27 protein-coding genes are annotated in these 25442 nt (G+C 49.1%); 14 read left to right on the forward strand and 13 right to left on the reverse strand.

All coding sequences use genetic code 11. The features are described 5' to 3' along the window. Positions 1–83: 83 nt before the first annotated feature. Positions 84–1232 carry an acyl-CoA dehydrogenase family protein gene (locus VIS94_09680; GenBank protein HEY9161343.1) on the forward strand — a complete coding sequence of 383 codons (1149 nt, stop codon included), beginning with the start codon at positions 84–86 and terminating at the stop codon, positions 1230–1232. Positions 1233–1350: 118 nt separating this feature from the next. Here VIS94_09680 and VIS94_09685 read toward each other — a convergent pair whose 3' ends face one another. Continuing rightward, positions 1351–2790 (reverse strand): DEAD/DEAH box helicase, encoded by a 1440-nt coding sequence (locus VIS94_09685; protein HEY9161344.1) that lies wholly within the window; start codon positions 2788–2790, stop codon positions 1351–1353. A gap of 225 nt (positions 2791–3015) precedes the next feature. On the opposite strand from VIS94_09685, the gene VIS94_09690 reads away from it, so the two are divergent. From VIS94_09690 to VIS94_09720, 7 genes are read left to right on the forward strand one after another with little or no spacing between them, the layout of a single operon-like run. Then, positions 3016–3567: a pyruvate ferredoxin oxidoreductase subunit gamma gene (locus tag VIS94_09690; GenBank protein ID HEY9161345.1), complete on the forward strand. Its 552-nt coding sequence runs from the start codon at positions 3016–3018 to the stop codon at positions 3565–3567. A gap of 3 nt (positions 3568–3570) precedes the next feature. After that, positions 3571–3867, forward strand: coding sequence for a 4Fe-4S dicluster-binding protein (locus VIS94_09695; protein ID HEY9161346.1), 297 nt, complete (start codon positions 3571–3573; stop codon positions 3865–3867). After that, the gene (locus VIS94_09700) at positions 3868–5049 is read left to right on the forward strand and encodes a transketolase C-terminal domain-containing protein (protein ID HEY9161347.1); all 1182 of its coding nucleotides are present in this window, start codon (positions 3868–3870) and stop codon (positions 5047–5049) included. Between the two features lie 11 nt (positions 5050–5060). Further along, positions 5061–5987, forward strand: a complete 927-nt coding sequence (gene porB, locus VIS94_09705; GenBank protein ID HEY9161348.1) for a pyruvate synthase subunit PorB — start codon at positions 5061–5063, stop codon at positions 5985–5987. Between the two features lie 3 nt (positions 5988–5990). Next, a complete protein-coding gene (locus VIS94_09710) occupies positions 5991–6446 on the forward strand; it encodes an NAD(P)H-dependent oxidoreductase subunit E (protein HEY9161349.1) in 456 nt (151 codons plus the stop codon). A gap of 12 nt (positions 6447–6458) precedes the next feature. Beyond that, positions 6459–8312, forward strand: a complete 1854-nt coding sequence (locus VIS94_09715; protein ID HEY9161350.1) for an NADH-quinone oxidoreductase subunit NuoF — start codon at positions 6459–6461, stop codon at positions 8310–8312. 1 nt (position 8313) lies between these two features. Then, entirely contained in the window at positions 8314–9042 is a 729-nt protein-coding gene (locus tag VIS94_09720) for a 2Fe-2S iron-sulfur cluster-binding protein (GenBank protein HEY9161351.1), read from the forward strand. Positions 9043–9354: 312 nt separating this feature from the next. Here the strand turns inward: VIS94_09720 and VIS94_09725 are convergent, their stop codons facing one another. The 4 genes from VIS94_09725 to VIS94_09740 all read right to left on the reverse strand — a co-directional run bounded on the left by VIS94_09725 (position 9355) and on the right by VIS94_09740 (position 11783). Continuing rightward, a complete protein-coding gene (locus tag VIS94_09725) occupies positions 9355–9516 on the reverse strand; it encodes a hypothetical protein (GenBank protein ID HEY9161352.1) in 162 nt (53 codons plus the stop codon). An 18-nt stretch (positions 9517–9534) separates the two neighbouring features. Further along, positions 9535–10947, reverse strand: a complete 1413-nt coding sequence (locus VIS94_09730; protein HEY9161353.1) for a deaminase — start codon at positions 10945–10947, stop codon at positions 9535–9537. A 345-nt stretch (positions 10948–11292) separates the two neighbouring features. Further along, a complete protein-coding gene (locus VIS94_09735) occupies positions 11293–11556 on the reverse strand; it encodes a hypothetical protein (GenBank protein HEY9161354.1) in 264 nt (87 codons plus the stop codon). Next, positions 11553–11783: a hypothetical protein gene (locus VIS94_09740; protein ID HEY9161355.1), complete on the reverse strand. Its 231-nt coding sequence runs from the start codon at positions 11781–11783 to the stop codon at positions 11553–11555. Before VIS94_09740 ends, VIS94_09735 begins: the two co-directional genes overlap by 4 nt. 231 nt (positions 11784–12014) lie before the next feature. Between VIS94_09740 and VIS94_09745 the strand changes: the two genes are divergently transcribed. Next, on the forward strand, positions 12015–13571 hold the full coding sequence (locus VIS94_09745; GenBank protein HEY9161356.1) for a M81 family metallopeptidase: 1557 nt from the start codon (positions 12015–12017) through the stop codon (positions 13569–13571). A 55-nt stretch (positions 13572–13626) separates the two neighbouring features. On the opposite strand, the gene VIS94_09750 is transcribed toward VIS94_09745, so the two are convergent. The 8 genes from VIS94_09750 to trxC all read right to left on the reverse strand — a co-directional run bounded on the left by VIS94_09750 (position 13627) and on the right by trxC (position 20733). Next, a complete protein-coding gene (locus VIS94_09750) occupies positions 13627–14937 on the reverse strand; it encodes an MFS transporter (GenBank protein ID HEY9161357.1) in 1311 nt (436 codons plus the stop codon). Between the two features lie 28 nt (positions 14938–14965). Next, positions 14966–16267 carry a hypothetical protein gene (locus tag VIS94_09755; protein HEY9161358.1) on the reverse strand — a complete coding sequence of 434 codons (1302 nt, stop codon included), beginning with the start codon at positions 16265–16267 and terminating at the stop codon, positions 14966–14968. A gap of 74 nt (positions 16268–16341) precedes the next feature. Beyond that, a complete protein-coding gene (locus VIS94_09760; GenBank protein HEY9161359.1) occupies positions 16342–17364 on the reverse strand; it encodes a uroporphyrinogen decarboxylase family protein in 1023 nt (340 codons plus the stop codon). Between the two features lie 36 nt (positions 17365–17400). Beyond that, the gene (locus VIS94_09765) at positions 17401–18033 is read right to left on the reverse strand and encodes a corrinoid protein (GenBank protein HEY9161360.1); all 633 of its coding nucleotides are present in this window, start codon (positions 18031–18033) and stop codon (positions 17401–17403) included. A 151-nt stretch (positions 18034–18184) separates the two neighbouring features. Beyond that, on the reverse strand, positions 18185–18550 hold the full coding sequence (locus VIS94_09770) for a hypothetical protein (GenBank protein HEY9161361.1): 366 nt from the start codon (positions 18548–18550) through the stop codon (positions 18185–18187). Next, positions 18547–18786, reverse strand: coding sequence for a DUF6516 family protein (locus VIS94_09775; protein ID HEY9161362.1), 240 nt, complete (start codon positions 18784–18786; stop codon positions 18547–18549). The genes VIS94_09770 and VIS94_09775 overlap by 4 nt, the downstream gene beginning before the upstream one ends. Positions 18787–18935: 149 nt before the next feature. Then, complete coding sequence (locus VIS94_09780) at positions 18936–20201, reverse strand: hypothetical protein (protein ID HEY9161363.1); 1266 nt, start codon at positions 20199–20201, stop codon at positions 18936–18938. A gap of 88 nt (positions 20202–20289) precedes the next feature. Continuing rightward, positions 20290–20733, reverse strand: coding sequence for a thioredoxin TrxC (gene trxC, locus VIS94_09785; protein HEY9161364.1), 444 nt, complete (start codon positions 20731–20733; stop codon positions 20290–20292). A 157-nt stretch (positions 20734–20890) separates the two neighbouring features. Here trxC and VIS94_09790 point away from each other — a divergent pair, with 157 nt between their 5' ends. From VIS94_09790 to VIS94_09810, 5 genes are all read left to right on the forward strand, one after another. Continuing rightward, positions 20891–21853, forward strand: a complete 963-nt coding sequence (locus VIS94_09790) for an MBL fold metallo-hydrolase (GenBank protein ID HEY9161365.1) — start codon at positions 20891–20893, stop codon at positions 21851–21853. Positions 21854–21884: 31 nt separating this feature from the next. Then, entirely contained in the window at positions 21885–22415 is a 531-nt protein-coding gene (locus tag VIS94_09795; GenBank protein ID HEY9161366.1) for a hypothetical protein, read from the forward strand. Positions 22416–22505: 90 nt separating this feature from the next. Then, positions 22506–22679 (forward strand): hypothetical protein, encoded by a 174-nt coding sequence (locus VIS94_09800; GenBank protein ID HEY9161367.1) that lies wholly within the window; start codon positions 22506–22508, stop codon positions 22677–22679. 35 nt (positions 22680–22714) lie between these two features. Beyond that, entirely contained in the window at positions 22715–24310 is a 1596-nt protein-coding gene (locus VIS94_09805; GenBank protein ID HEY9161368.1) for an amidohydrolase, read from the forward strand. Positions 24311–24345: 35 nt separating this feature from the next. Next, complete coding sequence (locus VIS94_09810) at positions 24346–25434, forward strand: pyridoxal-phosphate dependent enzyme (GenBank protein HEY9161369.1); 1089 nt, start codon at positions 24346–24348, stop codon at positions 25432–25434. Positions 25435–25442: the final 8 nt, after the last annotated feature.

Below are 25442 nucleotides of genomic sequence, written 5' to 3' on the forward strand. Positions count from 1 at the left end.
CGGTTGCGCTGAGAACGAGTCTATAATAAAAGATATTTGTTTATCTTTATTTAAAAAAGCAAAAAACAATTTCAGGAGGCATTATGCAATTTTCATTAAGCGATGAGCACAAGATGGTCCAGGATATGGCGAGGAAGTTCGTCGACAAAGAACTCAAGCCTATTGCCGCACAGCTCGACAAGGACCACAGGCATTCGGATGCCATTATTGCACAAATGGCCGAGATGGGCTTCATGGGTGTGGCGGCACCGTGCGAATACGGCGGGGCGGGCATGGATTATCTTGCTTATGCACTGATACTGATAGAAATATCCCGTGGATGCGCTAGCACGGGCGTCATCATGTCGGTCAACAATTCCCTTTACGGCTTTCCGGTTAAAACATTCGGCTCTGAAGAGCAGAAAGTAAAATTCCTCACCCCTGTTGCATCCGGGGCATCACACGGCTGCTACGGGCTTACCGAAGCAGGAGCCGGCTCGGATGCCGGATCTTTGAGGACGACAGCAGTACTTGACGGTGATTCATGGATAATAAACGGCGAGAAAAAATTCATAACAAACGGCAATATCGCAAAATATGCCGTTGTTGCCGCAATAACAGATAAGGATAAAGGTTCGAAAGGCATCAGCCAGTTCATTATCGATCTTGAAAACACACCGGGTTTTTCAGTTGGCAAGATTGAAGAAAAGATAGGCATAAGAGCCTCCGGCACTTCTGAACTGGTATTCGTCGATGCCAGGGTTCCGAAAGACGCCATAATGGGTGAGCGGGGACACGGCCTGAGACAGATGCTCATGACGCTAAACTCCGGCAGGATAGGCATCGCATCGCAGGCCTGCGGAATAGCAAAAGCCTGTCTGGAAGAGGCGGTGGAATATTCAAAGGAAAGGGTTCAGTTCGGTAAACCCATTTCCGAACTGCAGGCACTGCAGTTCAAGATGGCTGACATGGCGATGAGAATTGAAGCTTCCGAACTGCTGATAATGAAAGCGGCATGGCTCGAGAGCAACGACATGCCTTTCGAAAAGGAAGCCGCCATGGCGAAATGCTTCGCAGGCGACACGGCAATGGATGCTGCTATCGAAGGCGTGCAGATATTGGGCGGTTATGGCTATACGACAGAGTATCCGATGGAGCGCCACATGCGTGACGCCAAGATAACGCAGATATACGAGGGCACAAACGAGATCATGAGAGTGGTCATTGCAAGGAGCCTTCTCGGCAAACGCTGATAAACATTATCGTGCCAAGCTTTAACGATAAAGGCCTCAGGAAACAATCCTGCGGCCTTTTCTTTTTTCCGGAATATATTCGGTTCGGCTCCTGGCGCATATACTTAAGGGTATCCCGTCAGCTTTCCTTGACCTTGAAAGATTCGCCGTATTTCCTTTTGTAATATTCAAGTCTGTCTTCAATGTTCTGGCCTGATAATGCCGGTTCGCTTCTTACGGGTGCACTTTCCTTTTTTCGTTGTACAGGCTGTTTCCTGCTGGGTTCTTCCCGCGGGGATCCTTTTTTTGTACGGGGAGCAGATTTCTCTCTGGGTGCAGGTCTTCGGCTTTCGTTCTTAGCCGGTCTCCCGGGTTTTTTACCGGTTCTGCCATGCCCAGTCTTTGAGCCACGATACCTTGCTGACCGTGACGGCAGGATATAGTCCCTCACAATCAGATCGTCATCCGGCCAGATGACAGGAATCTTCATGCCTATAAGCTCTTCGATTGCTTCAAGGCTGTGGACGAAGCGGTCGCAGGCAATTGCTATGGCCTTACCTTCTTTTCCTACGCGGGCGGTCCGGCCTATCCTGTGAACATAATCCTCAGGGTCTTCAGGAAGGTCGTAATTGATGACCAGCGGCAGATCCGCAACATGCAGCCCCCGTGATGCGACGTTTGTCGCTACCAGAAATTTGAGATGTCCTTTTTTAAGGTTTTCAATGAGCCGTGACCTTTTTTTCTGCGGCAGATCGCCTATGATATATTCACTCGGGAAACCGTTTTCTTCAAGCCTTTCGGTTACCCTGACAGCCTCATCTTTTGTGTTGGTAAAAATTATTGCAGCCTTCGGATTTTCCTGTTTAAGGATTCCCAGGAGAAGACCGAATTTGTCTTCGGAGCTTACGTGATAGAGTTCCTGCGTTACCGAATCGACGGTCACTGTCTCGGGCGACATCTCGATCTCGATGGTTTCGTTCATGTGCTCCCACGATAGTTCCCTTGCGCGGTAGCCAAGGGTAGCGCTGAAAAGCATTGTCTGGCGTTTATTGGCAGGCGGCAGCTTTTTGAGAATTCTTCTTATGTCAGGCAGGAACCCCATATCGAAAAGCCTGTCCGCCTCGTCTATTACGCATATTGAATACTGCTTTAAGTCTATTTTCCTCTGGTTGATGAAATCGAGAAGCCTGCCCGGTGTTGCAACAATGATCCGGGCGCCTTCGCTGATGGCCTTTTCCTGAGGGTCATAGCTGCTTCCGCCATAGACGACGCAATTATTTATTCCCGTATGCCTTCCCAGGATGTCAGCCTCCCTGCCGATCTGTACTGCAAGTTCACGGGTTGGAGAGATGATCAATGCCTTTTTCTCTTTCAGCGAAGGATCGGTTAACAGCTTCTGATATATTGTGAGAAGAAAGGCGGCCGTCTTTCCGCTGCCGGTCTGTGACTGAACGCAAACATCCCTGCCCTGAAGAGAATCTTTAAGAGTGACCTCCTGAACCGGCAGACACTCTGTATATCCGGCATCAGAAATACCCTCGAGAAGTCTGGAATCAAGCTTGAAGTCTTCAAATTTCATAGTAAATCCGCCGAGTTCATTCTGCAATTCATGGTTTGCCTGTATAGTTTCATAAGCCCGCATATATCACTAAAGAAAAAATATTCCTATGCCGAATGAGATATAGTTAAAGCTGCTGCCGGATATTGAAGCAATCAGCCTGAAATTTCATCAACCTCTCATTGACTGTGTAATATTAATAATGATAATTTGTGACACTCAAATCCTTAACTTCAAGGAGCGCATATGCTTGAAATCAGGTTTCACGGAAGGGGCGGGCAAGGCGCTGTAACGTCGGCTGAACTGATTGCAATCGCCGCTGTCGGAAAAGGCAAATTCGCCCAGGCCTTCCCGAGTTTCGGTCCGGAACGCAGGGGAGCCCCGGTTGTTGCATTCAGCAGGGTCGACGACAAAAAGATACTCATCAGGGCCAAGATATACGAACCCGATGTAGTCGTAGTGCTGGACCCGGGACTTATTACACTGGTCAATCCGCTCGAGGGACTGAAGAAAAACGGCATCCTGATCGTGAACACGAGAAAATCACCGGATGAAATTCTCAATGTTTGCTCGGCGTCGTGCAGGGTGGCCACGGTCAATGCGGATCTGATAGCAAAGGAAGAGCTCGGCAGGGTGATCGTCAATACGACGATGCTCGGTGCGGTCATAAAGGCGACCGGATTCATGAAGATTGAAGATATTCGCGAACCCATACTGGACCGCTTCGGACCAAAGCTCGGGGAGAAAAACCTGAAGGCGCTTGAACGGGCGTACAACGAAGTCGTGATAAAGGAGTAGGCCATGGCAAAACCGATGGAAAAAATATCATGGCAGGAACTGGAAATCGGGGCGGCCGTATCCGAAGTGGGAAACGCCATGGAGTACAAGACCGGCTCCTGGCGGTCATTGAAGCCGGTCGTAAACGCTTCGCAGTGCATCAGATGCGGCGTGTGCTGGATATTCTGCCCGGATACGTCAATTGTAAGGGCGGCCGACGGACACTTCGAGGCCGATCTTGAATACTGCAAGGGATGCGGCATATGTGCGCATGAATGCCCGGTCGGCTGCATCACAATGGTGAGCGAGGAGGAAGTCTAGATGGCCAAGGAAAGAAAAGGAATAGAAGTATCGCTGGCCATATCGGAAGCGGTCTGTCAGGCGGATGTAGATGTCGTAAGCGCATATCCGATAACACCGCAGACGCATATAGTTGAACACCTTTCGGAACTGGTGGCCGACGGCCATCTGGATGCCGAGTTCGTGCCGGTTGAGAGCGAACATTCAGCGATGAGTGTATGCGTGGGGTCTTCCGCAGTCGGGGCGCGATCGTTCACATCCACCAGTTCCCAGGGCCTGGCGCTTATGGCCGAGATATTCTTCATCACATCCAGCCTGAGGCTGCCGGTCGTCATGGCCCTTGCCAACCGCTCACTGTCCGGACCGCTTTCAATCTGGAATGACCACACCGACACCATGATGGTGCGCGACGCAGGATGGATACATGTATTTGTCGACAACGGTCAGGAGGCTTATGATCATATCTTCTGGGCTTTCAGGGTTGCGGAGGACAAGGGTGTAAGACTGCCCGTGGCCGTCAATCTCGACGGTTTCATCATGACACACATGATCGAACCCATCGATTTCGAGGATACGGAACTTATTAAAAAATATCTTCCCCCGCACAGGATGGAAGGGGCGCTGCATCCAGACAATCCCTTGTCCATGGGGTGCTTCGCGATGCCCGAAATGTACACCGAGACCCAGGCGGCGCGTGATCACGCACTGCTGAATTCCTATCCCGTCTGCCTTAAGGCCTGGGACGAATGGGCTGCCCTTACAGGGAGGAAGTATCTTCCCATAGAGACATACAGGACCGAAGATGCTGAGTACTGCATAGTCACGATGGGCTCGTTCGGTGAAACCGCAATGAACGCCATAGACGAACTCCGCGCCGAGGGCGAAAAGGTAGGCGGCATAAGGATAAGATTGTGGAGGCCGTTCCCGTTCGACGATTTCTTCAGGGCCGCGGCCGGAAAGAAATATCTCATAGTCCTGGACAGGGCCATAAGTTTCGGCGGCCCCGGAGGTCCGGTGGCGCTTGAAGTCAGGAACGCGCTTTACAAGAAAACAAAGGCGCCCACGGTCGTGGATTATGTGGCCGGTCTTGCCGGCAGGGATGTGGCTGTTAATGACTTCAAGAAGATCATCCTGGAAGGCAAGGCAAAGGCCGAAAAAGGCAAAACCAAGGGCTATACGCTGTATGGCCTCAGGTCGTCATAAGGAGAAATATTATGGAAAAGTTCTCGGTATTCTCTTCGAGACTGGTTGAAAAGGCGGAATTCTTCACATCCGGCCACCGCGCCTGCCAGGGATGCGCCGAAGCGCTTGCGGTAAGGCATGTTTTGAAGGCGCTCGGCCGCGACACCATTGTTGCCATGTCGACCGGGTGCATGGAAATCATCTCGTCGCCCTTGCCAACAACGGCCTGGAAGGTTCCCTGGATACACGTCGCATTTGAAAACAGCTCGGCTGTCGCAAGCGGATGCGAATCCGGGATGAAGGCCATGATGAGAAAGGGCAAAATCCCGAAGAAGAAGATAAACTTCGTCGGCATGGGCGGTGACGGAGCGACGGCCGACATCGGAATGGGGCAGCTCTCGGGCGCTCTCGAACGCGGCCATGACATGATCTATGTCTGCTACGACAACGAGGCCTATATGAACACAGGTATCCAGCGCTCATCGGAGACGCCTTGGGGAGCAAGCACTACGACAAGCCCCGCGGGCAGGAAATCGATCGGACAGCACACACAGAAAAAGGATATGCCAAAGATAGCGGTCGCACACCATATACCGTATGTTGCGACTGCATGCTCCAGTTTTCCGTTCGATCTTATGGAAAAGGTGAAAAAGGCCTCCGAGATCGAAGGCCCGGCCTATGTGCACGTGATGAGCGTATGTCCTACGGGCTGGCGCATACCTACGGAAGAGGCCATCAAATACGGGCGCCTCATAGTTGATTCCTGCGTGTTCCCGCTTTTCGAGGTGGTGAACGGCAAATACTCCATGACATACAAACCGGAAAAAATCCTTCCTGTGGCCGAATACATCAAGGGGCAGGGACGTTTCAGGCACCTTACGCCGCAGATGATAGAAGAGATACAGGAGCACACCACAAGGGAATATGAAAAAATCCTTAAAATGTGTGAAGAGGGCTAGCCAATGATTGATATTAATAAAGTCGATGAGATCATAAACAGGTACGAGAAATCCGAAGAATCGCTTCTGGCAATTCTTCAGGACTTTCAGAGGGAATTCTTCTATGTCCCCGAAGAGGGAATGAAACGCCTCTGTGAGGTGATGGATGTGCCCGAGAGCAAGATCTATGCGATGGGGACATTCTACAAGGCGCTCTCGCTTTCACCCAGGGGCAGGCATACGATCAAGGTCTGCACGGGAACGGCATGCCACCTGAAAGGTGCGCCGCAGATTATCGAAACCCTGGAGAGGGAACTCAAGGTCAAACGCGAGAACACAACCGAAGACGGCAGGTTCACGCTCGAGTGCGTCAACTGTGTTGGGGCATGTGCGATGGCTCCGGTTACCGTGGTCGACGAAGACTACTACGGACAGACAAGGGCGTCCAAAGTCGGCGATGTCCTGAAGAAATATGAATAAGAGGGGATGCCAATGTCAGCGATAACCTCTGTTAACGAACTGGGAACATACAGGGCCAGGGTTGAGGCCGGATTGAATAAAGACCTGCCGTACGCCCTTGTATGCTGGGGAACGGGCTGTCTGGCAAACGGCTCCAGAGCTGTCGCCGAGGCCCTTGCCAGGGAAATAGCCGCTCAGGGGCTTCAGGTCGATGTGAACATAGGGCTGAAAACAACCGGCTGCCACGGATACTGCGAAAACGGCCCGCTGGTTGCCCTTATGCCCAAGGGGATCCTTTATCTCAAAGTCAAGGAAAAGGATGTCCCCGAGATAGTGGAGAAGAGCATCAAGGGTGATGAGACAATCGAGAGGCTCATCTATAAAGACAAGAATACCGGAGAGCTTGTCGCTCAGTACAGGGAGATACCTTTCTACAAGCACCAGCACCGCATTGCGCTTAGAAACATAGGCGATATCGATCCCACGAATATCGACGACTACATATTAAAGGGAGGCTATGACGGGCTGGCAAAGGCGCTTGCCATGGACGGCGACGCGATCATCTCCGAGATCGAAAAATCAGGGCTTCGCGGACGTGGCGGCGGAGGATTCCCTGCCGGTACGAAATGGCGCTCATGCAGGGCAATCGAAAGCGATGTCCGTTACGTCATCTGCAACGGCGACGAGGGCGACCCCGGCGCATTCATGGACCGCTCCGTCATGGAAGGCGACCCTCATTCCGTAATCGAAGGCATGATTATCGGGGCGATAGCAGTAGGCGCCCACCAGGGCTACATATACGTTCGCGATGAATATCCGCTGGCGGTCAAAAACCTCACGAAGGCGATAGCAGCCGCGCGAGAAAAAGGGTTTCTTGGCAAGAATATCCTGGGCTCGGGATATGCGTTTGACCTGAAAATCAGCCGTGGCGGCGGCGCGTTCGTATGCGGCGAAAGTTCGGCGCTTATGCGCTCGGTCGAGGGAAATGTCGGCGAACCCAGGGCCAAATACATACGTTCCGTGGAAAAGGGGCTCTATGACAAACCGACCGTTCTCAACAATGTCGAGACATGGGCGAATGTCCCTGAGATAATAGTCAAAGGCGCAGACTGGTATGCCGCAATGGGCACGAAAGGATCCAAGGGCACAAAGGTCTTCTCCCTTGTCGGAAAGGTCAACAACACGGGTCTTGTCGAAGTGCCGATGGGCGTTACCATACGAGAGCTTGTTCAGAACATAGGCGGCGGAGTGCTGGGCGGCAAGAAGTTCAAGGCGGTGCAGACAGGAGGTCCTTCCGGCGGCTGTATCCCGGAAAGGCTGTCCGACCTTCCCATAGACTTCGACAGCCTGACGGAAGCGGGCTCGATGATGGGATCGGGCGGCATCATAGTCATGGATGAAGAGACCTGCATGGTCGATGTGGCCAGATACTTCATCAACTTCCTGGTGGGCGAATCATGCGGAAAGTGCACGCCATGCCGGGACGGGTTAAGAAAGATGCTGGACATCCTCACCGCAATAACCGAGGGTAAAGGTAAAGCCGGCGATATCGAAATGCTCGAGGAGATATGCGATACACTCACATGGGCCGCTCTCTGCGGGCTTGGTTCATCCGCGGCAAACCCGGTGCTTTCGACGATAAAATATTTCCGTGAAGAATACGATGCGCATATAAATGAAAAGAAATGCCCGGCAGGTGTCTGCAAGGCATTGATAACCTACTCGATAACGGAAGCCTGTACGGGCTGCACCCTGTGCGCGAAGAAATGCCCGCAGGAATGTATTACAGGCGAAAGGAAAACACTGCATGTCATTGATACTGCAAAATGCATCAGATGCGGAATCTGCAAGGATGTCTGCAACTTTAACGCAGTGAAGGTGAGCTGACATGGAAAAGGTGAAAGTAATAATTGACGGAAGAGAGTTCGAGGCGCTGAAAGATACCCCGGTACTCCAGGTTGCACATGAAAACGGTGTTTACATCCCGCACCTCTGCCACAACGAGGAAATTTCGAACAGCGGCGGCTCATGCAGGGTCTGCCTTGTCGAAGCGCATCAGGGCGGAAGGATGCGCATGGTGACATCGTGCAACTATCCGGTGAGAAAAGGCCTCGAGATAAAAACCGATACCGAGTTTGTCCACAAGATCAGAAAGGGCGTTCTCGAACTGCTGCTTGCCCGTACTCCCGATGCCGAAGCAATCCAGAAACTTGCGGCAGCAGAGGGCATCACCGAGCCGCGCTTTAAAAAGGACGAGGGAGAAGACAACCGCTACAAGTGCATCGCATGCTCGCTCTGCACTCAGGTCTGCGAGGATGTAGTCGGCGTATCCGCCATCTCGATGCAGAACAGGGGAGGCGATAAAAAGCCCGGCACGCCTTTCAAAAAGCCGGCTACAACATGCATAGGCTGCGGTGCATGCGCGTACGCCTGCCCGACAGGCGCGATAAGCCTCAAGGAAAAGGACGGCGTGCGAAGAATCTGGCAACAGGACTTCCCGATGATCAGATGCAGCGTCTGCGACAGGCCATACATCCCTGAAAAACAGGTGGAGTGGATTGTAAAGACGACAGGCAAGGAGCGCTCATTCTTCGACAAGTGCCCCGACCACAGATAGAGCGATTGCGGCACGTGATAACTTTGCATACCCGCGTTACTCTTTGTTTCGTCGCTGCGGCGTACGCTAGAAAGTACGCCTCGCTTCTCAACAGCGTCGCGCCTTGGTCTGCCGTGTTCTGACACGCCGCTGAGAATAAATTTTGAATTCCCATAAATAACCCCCTTGGTCTCAAGAGGGTTATTTATTTTTGTGTTTATGGGAAGACTTATATCTTCCTGTTAATGATAGAAACCCTTTAGGAGCTTTTTATATTTGCTCCACACTAAAAGATTGTATCTGTGTTTTTCTGATTAAAATAGATTTACATAGTCAATAAAGTTTAATTGTAAAGGGCATGCCTTTCGTAACACTTTCATAAGTTGTATTGCTAGAAGACTCCTTTTTTTCAGAATTATCTGTTTTTATACTTGAGCAAGAAGATTTTGTTGAATTTTTTTCAATTACTTTTCTTTCTTTTTTTTCTGTTTTCATGACCTCTCCCCCAGATACTTATCGGTAAAATTTAAAATATGCTGAGCTTTTAACTCCTTGGAACCTTTTCAAATCGACTTTTCCTTTTTTTAATATGTCAGCTGATTCTTTCATAAGGTATGGCTCAGCAAAGCAAACCCGTTTGATACCAGCTGATACAATTTTATTTGCACATAGATTACACGGTTGTGTTGTTACATAAAGCACCAAATCTCCGATTACGCGCCTATTAGTATTTAATAATGTAAGTAAGGCATTTTCTTCTGCATGCAAAGCTCGACACATATCAAGGAGCTTTCCGGGAGTTTCTTTACTACCTGGCAGAAATTCCTTAAAGATATCTGTCTTACATTTTTTACAAATAATTGGACTAGTGATTTCACTATTACAATTGGTACAATATTTTAAATATTTTTTGTACTTTTTATTACACCTATAACACTCTACTTCGATATCAATTTTTTTTCCACATGATGGACAATAATTAAATTTTGTCGCATGTATTTCTTGTAAACTGTCTCGGTAACACTTCTCAATAGAAGGTTCATACCTACATGGATATGACCCTATAGGTACTTCATTGTAACCCGATGCAACTACTTGCGGCGGATGCATGGCCCTATCATCTTGATTGATTTTATCAAATTCTTCTAATGGTACACAAGTATCTATTATAATTGCACCAACTTTTCTTTTAATACAGCTCGATCTTTTTGTAAGAGTATATGCCATAGCCATACACAATTCATCAACTGAAGGTATTCTGTCTGGTGTCTCTTTACCTTCTCTTAAATTTTCTATTACTTTAATGTAGTCATCATAAATTTCATGTATAAATCGTGATTTTTTTCTAATATTAGCTTTTGGTATTGTTTCATTATTTATAATAATGACATCTGATAATTCATTGCATAATTTTACTTGCTGACCATATTCAAGTTCTTCTTCTTGATCTCGTTTGTCTGCTTGAAAAAACAAATCAGAACTCTCAAATCTGTTTTCATCAGTACATCTTTTTTCCCGTATTGATTGGTCAGCATGTACAGAAAAAAGAAAGAAATATGGAAATTCCCTTAATGTTTTTACTTCACCTTCATTTTTGATACCATCAATTACAATACCATTTATTGTTTCAATTTGAGCATCGCTTTCAATTTTTTCAAGCAACTTTTTTATCAAGCAAGAACTACCATGTTTTTTTCTTAGTTCGTCACCTTCTGTTTGTAATTCATTGACAGTGGGTGTTGTGTTCCCCTTGTTTTTTAAACTTTCTCTAATTACATCTGAAAGCTTATAATATTTATACTTGGAATATTCCTTATTGATTCCTTTAGAAATATAAGTTGAACCTCCACCAATTGGTCCTGTAAACCCAAGTATTATTGTTGAAGCATTTATGTGTTTTGTTGTGAATTCAGCTTTTTTATTCATTGTTTTATATTTCGGAATAGTTATCTTTAAAATTTAATATTTTCTACTTTTTATATAAAGTCAAATGATTTCAATCCTCAAAGTCAACTAAATCTTACAATGACGCAGGTCCTTAGAGTTTGATATTGTGTAAGAATGGAGAATAAAAATTAACGTATTAAATGGATTAATTTGATAAATCTGCTAATTATATCAAAAGCAGTAGTAAAATAAGGATCAGATCCCAACATTTTACTTAAAACTTTCCGCCAAGTTCATCGATATCTGCGAGGTCTTCTTATCTGGTGGGATCAACAAATAGCATTCTCACTAAAGCGGGAACAAATATCCTGAACTATTAAGTTATCACCCAAAATACTTTTCATAACTGTCATGATCGCCGATCCAGAACCATGTCACAGTGTCTTTATCCATGATGCCGATTGCCCTGTAACCCAGGGTGACACGAACAGACCAGATGTTTTCTTCGGCGTTAATACATTTGAAATGAAGGGATGGGTGAAAGTGATTTTCAGTGAACAATTCGTAGGTTTTTCTTGCGCGTTTTTTAATTTTTTCATCGAGAGGAACATATGCCTTCCAGAAAGAAGGCAATGCGTATGACTTCATAGCTTCCTTATATCCAGAGGCTTTGATTTCCCGGAAACGATTTCCTTCTTTGCTTTTTTTGCCGCAGCAATGAGGCTGTTTTGTGAAGCTTTAAAGCTGTTATCCCAGCGTTCTTCATCCTTGATTGTATTTATGTATTCCCTCATATGTTCTACAACAAGCTGCTGGTTTGCCTCAGGCAGTTTTTCCATCATCTTTATGATTGTAGCAATTGCAGGTGTTTGCATTAATTGTTCCTCCACTATATTGATGTAATTTTTACCATAAGGATTTGCCAAAAGTAAATATTTCCATTTCGAATTAAAAAATATCTGCCTCGTTCGAGTGAGATAAGGTTTGATTGCATTTTTGCATGGTGTTCGGTAATACTTTTTAAGAAGAATATTTATAATCGATTGAAAAAATTTAACATGTCGGAATTTTACGGGAAGGAATCTATAAGAAATAAGGGGGCATCAATGAGAACAAGAATATGTATTATCTTCATTTTCATGGCGGTTTTTCTTGCAGCGTCTGCAAGTGTCCAGGCACAGGCGGCGGAGACGCCTAAATACAGGATAGCCATAGCCGAAGTGCTTCAGGAGACGAACTCGTTCTCTCCCGTCGTTACGACCGAAGAAAACTTCACTGCTGAAGGCCCGATACTCAGGGGCGCCGATATCGTTCCCTACAGCAAAAAGGAAAAGAAAGAGCTCGGCGGTTTCATAGCCGCCGTGGAAAAGCTGGGAAAAGGCGAAATAGAGATAATACCGCTGCTCAAAGCACGCTCCGACTCCGGAGGCCCTGTTGATCGCGACCTTTACGAGGGTTTTAGAAAGGACATTACGGAAGGGCTCAAAAATGCAGGCAGAATCGACGGCGTATATCTGTCGCTGCACGGTGCAATGGGAGTTGTGGGGATGCGCGACCCTGAGGGTGATCTCATCGCGGCTGTCCGCTCGGTCGTAGGCAATGACGTGCCTGTTGGCGTGAGCCATGACCTGCACGCATGTGTGACAAAACAGCGCGCGGAGCTTGCTACCTTCATAGTGGGCTATCATACCAATCCGCACAGGGATTTCTACGAAACCGGATACAAGGCCGGAGAGATAATGATATGGACAGTCCGCGGGGAAGTGAAGCCCGTGATGACGATGCGGAAGATGAGGCTGTTAAAGGGCGGCGGCATGTGCATAGATTTTCTTTCGCCCATGAGGAAAATATTCTCGCGTATGGATGGTATGGAAAACGAAACCGGCGTGCTGTCGGTATCGAATTTCATGGTGCATATATGGCTTGACGATCCTGAACTCGGCTGGAGCACGGTAGTCGTGACAAACGGCAATAAGGCGCAGGCAGATAAACTTGCCGACGAACTGGCCGACCTTGACTGGTCTGTCAGGACAGTACAACCGCCGAAGGCGAATACGCCTGAAGAGGCGGTGAAAATCGCTAAATCTGCCTGGTTTGCCCGAAGGTTCGGGACGACGGTCTTCTGCGACTCCGCCGACGCAGTAGGCGCTGGCGGTCCTGGCGAGAACACATGGATATTGAAGGCCATCATGGAAAACGCCCCGGATCTCACATCATATATTCCCGTAAGGGATGCGATGGCTGCTTCCATAGCATACGAGGCGGACCTTCACGACAAGCTCACGTTGTCCGTTGGAGGAAAGCTTGACCGTGTTTATAATGCCCCTGTTACGTTTACAGGCGAACTCGTTTACAAGAACAAGGGCATGCTCGGAAAAACCGTGATCCTTAAAGACAGGGGAATGTATCTTATCCTGACCGAGCAGCCGGATGCTACATACCATCCTGAATATTTCACCGACCTGGGCTTAAACCTCTGGAAGGCGGACATCGTTGTTGTAAAGAACCTCTTTCCGTTCAGGTACTATTTTCTCATGTACAACCGCAAAACCGTTAATGTCATCAGCCCCGGTACCACGAGCATAGATGTCTTCTCGTTAAAATATAAGAACATCACGAGGCCTGTTTACCCCCTTGACGAGATACCGACCTGGAGGGATTGAACAGACTGCCGCATACGTTTTATCAGACAGGAAGAAACGCTTCACCCGGCTGGGCTCAAGCCCCCTTTTCCATCTCCGCCGCCCGTTCTTCAAGCAGCCGGTGAAGCGCATCGCGGTCGCCTATTATATATTTTGCAGCGGCAAGAAGAAGGATTCCGCATAGTACCCACCAGGATACTGCGAAATTCATCACGAAAAGATAACCGAAAGGAATCAGCAGGCCGCCGATGGCAGGCCCCAGCCCGTTGCCCAGGTTTCCCGTTATATTCAGAACCGAGAATACCGTTCCCCTGTGCTCAGGGCGGTTGACGTTCATGATCATGGCAGGGACGTTCGCAGTGGCCACTGCAATGAGAAAGCCGGTTACAAAACCTAACACCAGGTAGAGCTTGAAATTGGCCACCGGCAGGTTGACAAGAATTGCGGTCGGTATGATGCCGATAAGCACCACGATGCCGCACAGCATCGGCATGTATTTCGGCGACTTCTTATAAAGCCACTCGCCCATATAGGCAAAGAATATACCCCCCAGCGTGCTGCCGATCCCGATCACCAGGAAGACGGTCGTGGCCATTTCTTTGCTGACATGGCGGTAGACCTGGAAAAACGTGATGGCCCAGTAGGTGAGGATTCCCCAGGGTATGGTGCCTGGGATTCCCTGAAGAAAGATGTAGAGGTTTGTTTTAATCCTGAGGATGATCCTGAAATCCCTGAAATTAATCTTCTGTTTGTACACAAGGCCCTTCTGGATGAGGTCTTCCAGCGCATCCTCGGTTCTTCCCCTTGCAGGCTCCTTTGCGTACAGAGCGAAAAAGAGAGCAATCGGAATGTTAGGCGCCCCTATCAGTATGAATGATATCCTCCAGCCGTATTTGTTGGTAAGGAAGCCTGCCAGTACGACCCCCAGTACGGTGCCTACAGACCAGGCCGTGTTCATCCAGGCCGCTGCAGTCGAACGGTGCTGCTCGCTGAAATAATCCGCGAGCACGGAATACGACACCGGATAGACACCGCCGAGGCCTATACCGGAAAGGAGCCTGAGCGCGGCGAAAGCCCCGATTGACTGTGTGAAATAAGGAATACCGGTCATTATGCAGGGTATCTCTCCGATCATTATGACCAGCACCAGCATGGTCTTGCGGGAGCCTTTGTCTGAAATATAGCCGAACAATATGCTCACAAAGGCGCCCGTCAGCGTGAAAGCAGACCCGATCAGACCGAGTGTCGTCTCTCTCGCCCCATACTCCTTGGAAAGTTCGGGGAGTATGGCCGACATGATCATCTGGTCGGCGAACAAAAGTGTTGTCATGACGAAAAGAGTAGCAAGCGTTGTGATATCGCGCCCGCTCATTTTAACTCTGGACATCCAGACCTCCTCAAATATTATCAGTGAGTTATCTGTACTTTGACCCTATATCCATAGCAATTCGAGATGTTTCCCAGAGACGCTCCGGTTCTCCGCACACGGTGCTGATATCCTTCATGATTATCTCGACCGAGCAGCCTTTTGTTTTTTCGAAGACGTCTGTCAAATAGTTTCTGAACCGGTCCGGCTCCCATGAGATACCGGCGAACATTGCGGGATTGGGCTTGACTGAAAGCACATAGTCGTTGCCAATCTGCTCTGCTCCCTTTTCCAGATCGGCCCACGGGCCCATGGATATCTTGCGGAGGTTGGGTATCCTCCTCAACATTTTTATCCTGTCGTGCAGCGATTCACAGCAGCCGTAATATTGCAGTCCCATGCGCTCCATGAGCGGCAGTTCGTAGTTGAGAGCGAACTCCTCATGCATTGCAGGCGAAACCGAACCGAAAAGCTGGGCCGTGCAATGACCCCATACATTTTTGAGCTTTACATGGTCCGGATCGAAATCCTTTCCCGGAAGACTGTTGGTATATCCGTATCCCCCGGCTCCCGTAGGCAGGGTTTCGTCCCATGTCAGGACGCCCAGGTCTTCATATATGGTCAGGCGTTTTGAGCAGGCCTCGGAATATCTTTTGATCGCCATATGCACAAGCTCGGGCCTTTCTATGAGGTCGATCAAAAGTTCCTGCGCACCCCAGAGCTGGACAAGGTCATCCCAGAGGGCGAAAACTGGATTGTCCAGTCCGCATTTTCTGAGTTCGAGAATGTCTCCAACGTAGATACTGCGGGCCTCGTGCAGGGCATCGCTGATCTCTTTGTTGTATGTAATCTGAGGCTCCCCGATTTTTTCGATATCCTTTTCATCCTTTATCTGCGGTGTGTAATGGTGCGCGCTGACCCAGCCGCCTGCGCCGGTTGCATCGTGCACCCCCTGAGGGATGACCTCCTCCTGCACGTTGAGGCCGAATCCGAGATCGATGACGGCAAGCCATGAGAGCAGCCTCGGCTCGATCACCATATCGCATTGCATATGCTCCCACTGATAAAGGATGGAGCGCATCTGCAATTCTATGGACTGGGCGAACCTGTCCGTGGTTTTCAGGTCTAATTCGCCGGTTATGTTCATTTCGCTCCACGGGACCTCGTCGTGTTTGATGAGAATGGCGGTCTTTCTTTCGAGGTCGTTAACTCCCCGCCAGAGCTCCTTTTTTTCTTTCTGGACAGGGAGCGCAGCGATTTCGGCGATACGCTCAGCGAGCCCTTTCAGTATGGAAACGTCCTCGTCATAAATGGTTATTTCAATGCCGGGAGCGACAGGTATCTTCTTCATAATCGTTCTCCTCTTTTTTAAACTCACAGCTTAAGGGCGCGAAAGATAAAAGATGTTAAAATGTTATGGTTTCTCTAAGAAAAAGCCTTTGCACGCCCCTTATTATAAACCGATACCGTATTGAAAAACACATCAAAATTAGCCCGGGGTGTACCCGGAGGTATGTCGCATCCGGAAGAGATGATGAAGTTCCTGTAGCCGGACATGGCATCGAGCAGGCTGCTGGTTTTATCTATAACATCCTGAGTGCTTCCGCTCATAAAGACCGATACCGGGTCAAGGTTTCCCATAAAGAGCCTGTCGGGCGGTATTCTGGGTGCAATGAGGCTGAGATCGACCGCGTTTCCGAAATGCACAGCCCTGGCTCCTGTTGAAAGCATGGTTTCCACATGCTTTATGGTCTTTCCGCAGTTGTGAAGGATAACCGTGAAATATTCATCCTGAAGTTCTTCAACAAGCTTTCTTATGTATGCGGATGAAAACTCGGCACACTGGGCCGGAGAGATGAGGCTTCCGGCCGGCTCGGCCATGAGAATTCCTTTTGCGCCCGCCTTCTTGAATGCCCGGGCATATGAAATCAGAAACGCGGTGCATTTTTCCAGTACCGTATGAACCATAGAGGGATTCTGAAAAAGACTCAGAAAAATACTCGTCATGTCAATCAAACGGCCTGCAAGGGAAAACGGCCCTATCAGACAACCGAACACGGGCCTTGCAATTTCAGCCGCGCACAGTCCTGCCGTCTTTATATAAACAGAGGTCCTCCCGGAATGCGGGTCCGGGATTTTAAGGCTTTCCGCAGAGGCCATGTCAGCGACAATACTGTTGCTCACCGTGGGGATTTCATTTTCCCGCATGTTCACTTCACAACCGAACGCTTCGGCCTCGACCGAGAGGTCCATCATCGTGACAAAGGCGCAGGAGTCAAAGGCCTCCGCAATGGCCTTTATGCCTGAAGCCTGCTTCCCGCTGTCGGTTACCGCATCCTTTATGCTGAAGCCTTTAAGGCCAGCCCCCATATTGCTCATAAGGGGAAAGGCCATGGTGCGGCCGTTTTCAATTATCTCTTTCTGCCACTGAACCATGTTTGTTTTCATAAACTTTCCTTATGACAGGCGCCGTCTGTCTTTTGATCAGGCGGTTCTTAAAAGGCTTTTTCCAAGGTCAACAGCTGAAGCGGCATTATCCGCATAACCGTCCGCGTTGATTTTTGCAGCGAATTCGGAGGTGACGGGGGCTCCACCTACTATGACTTTGGAAAGTATTCCGTTTTTGCGGACCCCTTCGATGATAAGCTGCATGTAGTTCATGGTTGTGGTGAGAAGCGATGAAAGACCTATTATATCCGGCTTGTGCTCTATGGCTGCCGCGACGAATGTCTCTACTGCCACATCCGTGCCCAGGTCGATGACATTGAATCCAGAACCCTTGAACATTATGCCCACAAGGTTTTTGCCGATGTCATGCAGATCGCCTTTTACCGTGCCGAGCAGAATGGTGCCTTTTGCCTTTACGCTGGCCTTGAGCATTTCGGGCTCAAGTATTTCAAGGGCCTTGTTCAGGGCGCGTGCGGCGATGAGCATTTCGGGCACAAAAATCTCACCGTTTTTGTACTTTTCGCCCACGATCTCCATCGCCTTTATCAGGGCCTTGTCAAGGATTGTTTCAGGGGCTACGCCTTCCGCCAGCGCCTTTGCGGCGAGTTCTGCCGTGTCTTTTGATTTGCCTTTCTGCACCGATTCGCAGAGTGCTTCAAGAACCTGCATCACAAGGCCTCCTTACAGTTGTATTGATTACATATGATAGCACTCGCAGGTCTTTCTATCTTGGAGATTAGAAGCTTTCTTTTGTAATTTTGTGCCCGGCTAGAGTCAGAACTGTATTTGATAAATTGTTAAACCAATCCCTGATCTCTGTCTAAACAGCTATTTCCAGCAGGATCTTTTCATAATTGACCATTGTCTCAAGGTTCTTTCCAGTTTCGTTCAGTTCAAGCAAGCCGAGTCTTGCCAGGTACTGGATGTCATTGGTTACATTTTTAATATCTCTTCCAGATATCCGGGCAAGGCTTCTTATGGATACCGGTTTTTCTTTTCTTATCAAGTGAAGAAGTTCCATCCTCTTGGGAGTAAGGGCTTTCCTGAAAGCCTCTATGCTTGTGAAGTAAACCCCATCCTTTTTCTTTACCGGCAGGTTTTTTTGAATCTTGTTTGCTGTATCTACAAAATCGGCAAGTCCCTGATCAAGCGACTTGATGCCTATTTTTACGTTCATGATCTTCATTTTGATTCTCCCTTAACCTTTTTCATGTAATTCAGGATGTCTTTTTTAAAGTCGTTTACAAGTTGTATAGCACTTTCAAACCTGTAATCTTCAACCGCGCCTTCATAGTGCCGGTGATCACCCCGGCCTGTTTCATTGTCATACCCTATAATTCTTTTCCCGTTTACAATATAGACGAGAGAATATTTAAAGCCGGAAGGTCTGTTTTGAGAAACCGGAACTTTCCATATTTTCATTTCAATCAGGTTTTCCAGCTCATCGGAAAACTTTTACTTCAAGACAAGCTCCGCTTTCATGCTGGTATTATATACCATCATAGAGCCGATATCAAGAATTGGGTTAAATTAAAGAATCAGGTCTCTCTATTAGAATGACTTCAAGCGGTTTATCTGTAATCCTTCAGCCTGCCTGCAATAATGGAAAAGATGTACAGGACTTCATTGTCGGGCAGACCCTGGCCGAACGTGTATATATCCTTTCTCGTTTTGATTACGATTCCTTTCGAGCGGACAAAACTGCTCATGAATTCAACGAACTTGAACACCCTGCTGTCGGGAGAAAGCGTATTTGTATAATTCCCGCTTGTGTCCCAGGACCTTTTCGCCTGCTCGGTCATTATAGAGGCCTTGCGGTTCAGGGAGGTTGAATAATCCATGTCTATGATATCTGAAACAGGTATGTTCACGACCTTTTTCTTCCAGGCGTCGATATAGGTCAATTCGAGTTCGTCCGGCATTATCTTAAGAACCGCACTGTTTCTCATGGAGCGTATGACCGACTTGACAAAGGAAAGTACGGGAAAGAGGAGAAAGAAAATAAGGACAAAGGCCGTAAAAAAGAAAGTGACCGGTTCCGGCGTGTTCGTATGCTTAAAGAACGGGACAAACCTGGCAAAGAAATACCACGTCACGCCTGCTGCTATGATAAGGGGAATCAGGTTTGAAAGGCCGAAGCCGGCGGAGGGTATTTCGATCTGCAGGCCTCCCAGGTCTTCGCTGGTTCTGCATTTCATGTCCACAGGCGGATATGCGGTTTTAAGGGCATCGGAGTGTCTGGCAAGGCGGCTTTTCAGTGAGCCATCGATATCTTCCGGTTTCAGCACGGCCGTATTTTCAGTGCTGTTGTCTTCAAGCGTCATCTTCATGAATTCGGCCAGAAAAACGGCCTTTTCATATGAGACGCTGTATTGCGCCGAACTGGAGAGCTTCAGTTTGCCGCCCGATATTTTTCTGAGGTTAACCTCATAGGTGTCCGCTGTGTCCGAGTCTCCTGCGATAAAATCGAGCGAGATCCTGTCAAATTCTGCAAGACTGAAATCCTTTTTTTTGACGGGCTTGATTATGCCTTTAACTTCGGAGACGAAGCCTGATCCCGTATCTATGGTAATCCAGGTTCTGCCGAATACGAGAAAACCGCCGACGCACGTGAACACGGCGCCCATAAGTATCATTAAAGGCCAGGTCCATAAGGGAACCTCGGATGCATTGTTCACCCTTATTATCTGAAGCCCGACAAGGGTTACGAATATACCTGCCATGAGAAAAGGCATTCCGAAAACGGAGATGCATCCTCCCCCCTGGGTTATCCTGAGCTGTGTAGGCGAAATCAACTTGAATTGCCTGGACCTGACAGAAGAGGGTCTCTTTTCCATGACTTATTTTAACTGAAGCCGGTGGTTCGGGCAATCGGCTTTTAAAATAAGACCTTATTGTACATGAACCCGTGTAACATCAGGAAAATTATTTTATAAAGATCTTGAGCTGTGCTTCAAGTTCATCCCTTGGCCGGGCCCCTATTAAGCTTTTAACCATTTCGCCTTTATTGAATATCATGAGCGCGGGTATGCTCTGTATCGAATACCTTGACGGTATAAGACGGTTTTCATCCACGTTCATTTTTGCAAACTTGACCCGGCCTGCATATTTGACTGAGAGTTCGTCAATTACCGGCCCCATCATCCTGCAAGGGCCGCACCATGGGGCCCAGAAATCGACAAGAACGACACCGGGATGGTTGAGCACTTCCCAGTCGAATGTAGCATCCGTCACCTCAACCGGCTTTGCTTCTGCCCGAGTCCCTATGGATTTGTGGCATTTGCCGCATTTTGCCTCATTAGGGCTTTTGTTTTCAGGCACTCTGTTTCTGGCGCCGCAATGCGCGCAGGTGAAAATTTTATAGCCCATAGGCCCTCCTTCAGTATTTTCTAAAACCTTTATTATGATGTTATAGGGGCGGACATTCCGGTTTTAAAGTGCGGGACGCTTTGTTGAATCAGAAAAAATGTTATAATATGGAAATATCAACTGTTGATATGTCGATTATGATGATAAAGGACTTATCATGAACAAAACAGATGAACTGTTCAGTTCTTCTTTCGGAAAAATAAAAGTCATTCCCGGAGCCAACAGCGACAGGTTTCCTTTCAGCGTCACCATTTTTATCGACGATGACATCAAGGCGGTGATCGATACAGGAGCAGGCAAAAAAAGGCTTGAGGCGCTCAAAAGATCGTACAGGATAAATTCAGTCTATAACACGCATTACCATTATGATCATATCAACGGAAACTATCTTTTCAACGAAGCCGAAATTTATCTTAACGACAAGGAGGCGGTTTGTTTCAGGGACAGGAGAACGCTGGGCGCTTTCCTCGGCATTGAAGAGGTTTACGGCAGAGCCCGGGTTGAAGCCTGGATAGAAAGTATCAAAAACCCTGAAACTCCGCCGAGTCCGCATTCACCTCTCAATAATCACGAATGGTGGCTCTCTACTTCGAGAATAAGCGGAGAATATAAATGGGGTGATGTCATCAGCTTCGGAAAAACAACCATGCATGTCATAGCAGCACCCGGCCATTCGGCCGGATACAGCTGCATGTATTTTCCTGATGAAGGGGTGTTATATGCGGCCGATATAGACCTCAGTGATTTCGGACCCTGGTACGGAGGCTCCGACGGCGATATCGACATGTTCATCGACTCATGCCGCAAGCTTGTCCAGATAGATGCAGGCCATATAATTACAGGCCATGAAAAGGGGATTTTGACATCCAGAGAGTTCAAGACCGGACTTGTCGGATATCTGGGAAAGATAGGCAAAAGGGATGAGCGGATCATAACGGCGCTTAAAAAGAAACCCTCAACCATAGAAGAGATAGCCCGGCAGGGACATATCTATGGCAGACGGTTTCATGTCGATGAATTCATATTCATGTGGGAAATGATCATGGTGAAAAAACACATCGAAAGGCTTGTCAGAAACGAGGCCGCAGAATTTGAAGGCAAAGTCGTCTACGCGCTTTAACCGGATTAAGAATTTTAACAAGGGGTTGGGTATGAGTGTTCTGGAGAGGGTAGAGAAAAGCGGTGTGAGAGATTTTCTGGGCCGGGGCTGGCTTACCCATGACGGCATGTGGTTTTACAATACATACAACGAGCTGGGCATTGAAGCGGCAAACAAATTAAACCTCGCCGCAATTCGCTCTCTTGCTCCCATTGAACTTATGGGCGCCAGAAAACTTCTCGGCCTGGATAAAAAGGAAATCACATCCTTTGACGAACTGGCCGGATTTCTCAAGGACTGTCTGGAGCTGATCCTCCCCGCGTCTCTTTTCGGAAAAATGTCTATATATGTATCTGAAAGAAATATTTTCAGGTGGGAATGGAAACAGGGGGAGTGCTTTGCATATAAGGGCATGCTGCAGGCAGGCCTTGTCGATGAATACAGATGCGGCGTGATGTTCAGGATCGAGTGCTGGCTTAAGGCCCTCAACATAAAATATGAAATCAGCCCTGTCATAGATAAATGCATCATGCATGAAAAGGGTATGTGCAGAGGCGAAATCAAGGTAAGCATGGATTCCTAAGATGTGCCGGTTTGAACCGGCAATGTGCTGCCGGAATGGCCCTGATAGTTCACCTATGTAAATAAACGTTATATTTTTGGCTGTGGAGCCATGGCGGTCCTTCTGGCCATTCTGATACCTCCTGCCCTGGGGATGAGCCGCAGGCATGCGGATGACGGGCAGCCTCCTTTCAGCCTGGGGTTTCTGGGCGGCCCGCTCTTCAGGTATTTTATCATTGCAGCGTATCTGCTCATGGCCGTCGGTTCCGCTCTGCCTCTTAAATAACATCATGGTCACGGATACTTATATGAGGTGATCCGATGAAGGGAACAGGACATTTATACACGGGCGGCGATATCGTAACCATGGACCCCGCATGTCCAAATTCGGAAGCGCTCGCTGTAAAGGATGGCCTTATAGTTGCGGCCGGAACGGTTGAAGAATGCCGCAATGCCCTTATCTGCGATTATGAGAGCATCGACCTGTCCGGGTGCGCCCTCTTTCCCGGTTTTATAGACACGCATCTGCACCCGACTGTCATGGTATTCTACGAGATGAATGCCGACCTGGGCGGGACAGGTTCGCTTGAAGAGCTTATCAGGGTACTCCGGGAAGCCTCGAATAAAGGAGGGGCCGAGAGCTGGCTGGTGGGCCTTAATTTCGACGAGCAGAAGCTAACGCCGCCGAGGCTGCCTTCGCGGCATGACCTGGACGCGGCATGCCCTGACCGGCCGCTGATTGTGCTCAGGCATGACGCCCATCTGATTATCGCTAGCACGCGAGCTATCGTTGCAATGGGCATTACCGCAGCCACGCCGGATCCGCCGGCAGGCGTCATAGACAGGGAAGCAGACGGCCATCCCTCAGGCGTATTCAGGGAAGCCGCTGCGCATCAGGTGTTGAGCGCCATGCCCATGCCGGATATGGGCGTCTATGAGAAAAGCGGCAGGGATACATTCAAAAAACTCGCCTCCTGCGGCATAACATCCGCCGGCATCGTGCTGCAGACCAGTGCCGAGGGTCCGGCAGGTGCGGCCGGGGCGTATGACTTGCTCGCAATGCAGCTGCTCCTTTCCCATGTACCTGTAAATCTGTACGGCCTTCTTATAACAGACGATCCTGCACAGGTCGAAGCCGCCCGCCAGACCGTCCTTCATCAGGGGGGCAACCGGATTGGCGGGGTCAAGTTCTATGCAGACGGCGCCTTCGGATCATGCACGGCTTCAATGAAGGAACCCTATTCCGATCACCCGGAAACAAAAGGCCTGCTTATGCATCCGCCCGATGAGCTTTACCGGCGCATGCTGGCCGCCCATCTCGCAGGTCTTCAGGTCTGCGTACATGCGATAGGAGACGATGCCAACCGCTTATGCGCCGGTCTATTCAGCCGCCTTCTGGCAGAGCACCCGATGCCCGGCCGCCGGCACCGCATCGAACATGCATCAATCCTGGATGAAGAAACGATTGCACTTATCGCCCGTTTGAAACTGGTTGTTGCCACCCAGCCCCTGTTCATTCATTCCGAAAAGCACTGGCTTCATAAGCGCCTTGGCCCGGAGAGAGCTAAAAGGACCTATCCGTTCCGCTCGATGCTTGATGCGGGCATCCGTCTGGCCGGTGCTTCGGATGCGCCTATTGAATCCCCGGAGGTCCTGAAAGCGATAGAGTGTTGTGTAACGCGCGAAGGCTTCGAGCCCGGGCAGGGCATCACCGTCATGGAGGCCCTGCGTATGTTTACAATAGACGCAGCCTATGCGCAGTTCGAGGAAAACATAAAGGGCAGCCTCACTCCCGGCAAGCGTGCAGACATGGTCATCCTTTCACGCAACCCGCTTAAGGCTCCCGTCAGCGAAATCCATAACATCCGCGTTGAGAAAACCATCGTTGAAGGGAAGACAATTTACAGCCGCGTATGAAAGACACTGCTTAATTGAAGGAACAGGAAGGCCCGATGATATCCTCTGAAAATAAACGGCCGATTCTTTTTGAGAGATACCCCGGGCTTGGCCGGAATATCGTCTGGATGCCGCTTGATACATCTGTTACACGGGTGGAGCGCCTGCCCGGCCTTGGCAGTGACAACCTCTGGATTAAGCGGGACGATCTCCTGAGCCCTCATTACGGCGGCAACAAGGTACGCAAACTGGAGTTCATTCTGGGAGACGCCTTGCAGAAGGGTGCCCGGCGAATTGTTACCATCGGCGGCATTGGAACCAACCACGGTCTGGCCACGGCCATATTCTGCAGCAGGCTCGGGCTGGCATGTACCCTCATACTTTTTGAGCAGCATCTCACCCCTTTCGTGAGGCATAACCTGCGACTTTTTTATCATTACGGGGTCGAAATTATCTATCACCCCGGCATGTATTATACCGGGATTCATTATTACCTCCTGCAGAGGCTCAGGCATCCCCACGCCTATTTCCTTCCTGCAGGAGGGTCTTCCATTACCGGTACGCTGGGCTTCGTCAATGCGGCATTTGAACTCGTCAGGCAGGTAGAGGCCGGAGAGATGCCCAGGCCCGACTATATCTTCTGCGCCACGGCATCCAACGGAACCCTGGCAGGACTCGCTCTCGGGTTTGCCCTGGCTGGTTTCAAAACCTCGGTTGTCGGGGTGCGTGCGGGGATCGACCGCATAGGCCCGATTCAGTTCAACACCCCGGCTGCGGCGGCTGCGATGATGAAAGCCGTGTACGGGCTTATGAAACGAAATTGCCATGATATCCCGGAGCTTCGGATAGATCCTCCACTTATATTGAACGATTATGTGGGTACCGGATACGGCATACCCACTGAAAAGGGACTGGCAGCGGTTGAACGATTCCGTAAAGAGGCGGGCATAAAACTGGAACCCGTATATACGGGAAAGACCGGCGCTGCTGTTCTGGACTTTATCGGGGATGACTCTCATGCGCATGACACGGTCCTGTTCTGGAATACGTTCAACTCCGTGGATCTGTCACGGGAATCAGAGGCAGTGGATTATCATAATCTGCCTGAAGCCCTGCACCGATGTTTTGAGGGTAACGGCCGTTAATTTGAATC

Source organism: Desulfomonilia bacterium (assembly GCA_036567785.1).
Classification (GTDB): Bacteria; Desulfobacterota; Desulfomonilia; order UBA1062; family UBA1062; genus DATCTV01.